A 2,857-nucleotide genomic window follows, 5' to 3' on the forward strand; every position below is an offset into this window, starting at 1 on the left:
CAGTGAGTCGGTATCCGACCCCATCGCGCCGTTCCGAGGACGGACACCCCCCGACACGTCCCCGACCCACGACGAAGCTGTAGGCGTGCAGGCGCCCCACGACGAAGCCGTGGGGCCGCCCGCGTCGTCAGTCCGTCAGTCCGAGATCAGCCCTTCACGGAGCTGCGCCAGCGTCCGCGTCAGCAGGCGGGAGACGTGCATCTGCGAGATGCCGACCTCCTCGCCGATCTGCGACTGGGTCATGTTCGCGAAGAACCGCAGCATGATGATCCGCCGCTCACGAGGCGGCAGCTTGGCCAGCAGCGGCTTCAGGGACTCGCGGTACTCCACACCCTCCAGCGCGGTGTCCTCGTACCCCAGCCGGTCCGCCAGCGACCCCTCGCCGCCGTCGTCCTCCGGCGCCGGCGAGTCCAGCGAGGACGCCGTGTACGCGTTCCCCACCGCCAGCCCGTCGACGACGTCCTCCTCGGACACCCCGAGGACGGCCGCGAGTTCGGGGACCGTAGGAGACCGGTCCAGCTTCTGCGAGAGCTCGTCACTGGCCTTCGTCAGCGCCAGCCGCAACTCCTGCAGCCGCCGCGGCACCCGCACCGACCACGACGTGTCGCGGAAGAACCGCTTGATCTCCCCGACCACCGTGGGCATCGCGAACGTCGGGAACTCCACCCCGCGTTCGCAGTCGAACCGGTCGATCGCCTTGATCAGCCCGATCGTGCCGACCTGGACGATGTCCTCCATCGGCTCGTTGCGGGACCGGAACCGCGCGGCGGCGTACCGCACGAGCGGAAGGTTGAGCTCGATGAGCGTGTCCCGGACGTAGGCACGCTCGGGGCTGTCCTCGTCGAGCGCGGCAAGCCGCAGGAACAGGGAGCGGGACAGGGTGCGGGTGTCGATGGCGCCCGCAGCCGGCAGGGCCGGGACGGGCTCGGCCGCCAGTGCCGGAGCATCATCGATGGGGCCGAGTGAGTCGAGAGCATGGGGAGCTGTCTCGCTCTCCGCGAGCGTGAGCACCTTCGAGCTGCCCTGTTCTGCGGACATGCCACCCCCTTTGGGTCGCGGGACGGTCGCGGCGAACGCTCCCGTCTGAGGAACGCAGCCTTCACCTGAATACCGGCGCCGAAGCCCCGGCAAACGCGCTTCCCGCAGAATGTCACATGTCGGCAACACGCTGTAGTGACATGTCGACATCTGAGACGCGAATCCGCCCTGCAAACAAGGGGTCTGACGACCTGTCGGCCCGCAACCGCCGGGAACGCCCTGATCAGCGATTCCCTCTCCCAGGTGACCTCTCGCTCCTGCTTGCGGTTACGCGTCGATCCGGTTCGCAGACCGCAATCGCTGGAAGCTACGCGCGAGTAGCCGCGAGACATGCATCTGCGAGACGCCGAGCTCCGCACTGATCTGAGACTGCGTGAGATTGCTGTAGTACCGCAGCAGCAGAATCCGCTGCTCCCGCTCGGGCAGCTGTACGAGCAGATGCCGGACGAGATCCCGGTGCTCCACGCCGTCCAGCGCGGGATCCTCGTAGCCGAGCCGGTCCAGCAGCCCCGGCAGCCCGTCGCCCTCCTGCGCGGCCTCCAGCGAGGTCGCGTGATACGACCGCCCGGCCTCGATGCAGGACAGCACCTCGTCCTCGGTGATGCGCAGCCGCTCGGCGATCTCCGAGGTCGTCGGCGTGCGCCCGAACGAGGTGGTCAGGTCCTCGGTCGCGCTGTTGACCTGCACCCACAGCTCGTGCAGCCGGCGCGGCACGTGGACCGTACGGACGTTGTCGCGGAAGTACCGCTTGATCTCCCCGACGACCGTCGGCATCGCGAACGTCGGGAACTGCACGCCCCGCTCCGGGTCGAAGCGGTCGATGGCGTTGATGAGCCCGATGGTGCCGACCTGGACGACGTCCTCCATCGGCTCGTTGCGGGAGCGGAAACGGGCGGCCGCGTAGCGCACGAGCGGGAGGTTGGCCTCGATGAGCGCCCCGCGCACCCGGTCGTGCTCCGGCGTGCCCGGCTGGAGGTCCTTGAGCTGGGCGAAGAGGACCTGCGTGAGGGCGCGGGTGTCGGCGCCACGGCTGCGCTGGGGCGTCGCTTCCGAGGGGGTTTCCGGGGCAGAGGAGGGTGCCTGAGGCGCAGTACTGGCCAGCACGGTCAACTCCACCTCGTTATCCGTCAACCCATCAGTCAACTCTTCTATCAAAAGCGGTCATAGCATCACAAGACATGTCCACTGTGTGCAAGCACCCCATAACCACGTGTTGAGGGTTGAAATGGGTCATCCATCGGCACGCACCACGGAAGAGCCCCCCGTCGGAGCGACGGGGGGCTCGAAGCGCAGGAGGCCGCGGGCCTCAGAACTCGTAGTCGGCGATCACCCACGTGGCGAACTCGCGCCACAGCGCGACACCCGCCTGGTGGTCGGGATGCTCCACGTACCGGCGCAGCGCGTCCGCGTCGTCGAAGGCCGAGTTGATGGCGAAGTCATGGGCGATGGGGCGGTCGCTGATGTTCCAGCCGAGTTCCCAGAAGCGGAGCTCGGGGATCGCGCCGTCGAGCGCGCGGAAGGCCTCGACGCCCTTCACGACGCGCGGGTCGTCGCGCTCGACGCCCTCGTCGAGCTTGAAGAGGACCAGGTGGCGGATCATCACTTTGCTCCGTTCGCAACCCACGTGGCGAAGTCGCCGAGGGCCCCGGCGGCGTCCGATATGCCCTGGAACCCTATCTGGACGTAGTCGGCGGCCTTCTTGGGGTCCGTGACGATCACGTACATCACGAAGACCACGACGACGTAGACGGCGACCTTCTTCGCGTTCACCGCCATCGCGGCCTCCCCTGTCCCTGGTGTCCCATGCAGCGCACATGAT

Annotated in this window: 4 protein-coding genes; all 4 read right to left on the minus strand. The window is 67.9% G+C overall.

The genetic code is table 11. The features are described from left to right. Positions 1-135: 135 nt before the first annotated feature. Entirely contained in the window at positions 136-1,038 is a 903-nt protein-coding gene (locus ACFTZL_RS43590) for an RNA polymerase sigma factor SigF (RefSeq protein WP_193482973.1), read from the minus strand. Between the two features lie 267 nt (positions 1,039-1,305). Beyond that, positions 1,306-2,142 carry an RNA polymerase sigma factor SigF gene (locus ACFTZL_RS43595; protein ID WP_382595801.1) on the minus strand — a complete coding sequence of 279 codons (837 nt, stop codon included), beginning with the start codon at positions 2,140-2,142 and terminating at the stop codon, positions 1,306-1,308. Between the two features lie 202 nt (positions 2,143-2,344). Then, the gene (locus tag ACFTZL_RS43600; RefSeq protein WP_382595799.1) at positions 2,345-2,638 is read right to left on the minus strand and encodes a Dabb family protein; all 294 of its coding nucleotides are present in this window, start codon (positions 2,636-2,638) and stop codon (positions 2,345-2,347) included. Continuing rightward, positions 2,638-2,857: hypothetical protein (locus ACFTZL_RS43605; protein ID WP_382595804.1), on the minus strand; the 220-nt coding region annotated here is incomplete at its 5' end. The genes ACFTZL_RS43600 and ACFTZL_RS43605, both read right to left, overlap by 1 nt.

Source organism: Streptomyces sp. NPDC056948 (assembly GCF_042674225.1).
GTDB classification, from domain to species: Bacteria; Actinomycetota; Actinomycetes; order Streptomycetales; family Streptomycetaceae; genus Streptomyces; species Streptomyces purpurascens.

Bases quoted from the DNA above. Each gene is read 5' to 3' on its own strand.
- ACFTZL_RS43590 (WP_193482973.1), bottom strand. From the start codon at position 1,038: ATGTCCGCAGAACAGGGCAGCTCGAAGGTGCTCACGCTCGCGGAGAGC.
- ACFTZL_RS43600 (WP_382595799.1), bottom strand. From the start codon at position 2,638: ATGATCCGCCACCTGGTCCTCTTCAAGCTCGACGAGGGCGTCGAGCGC.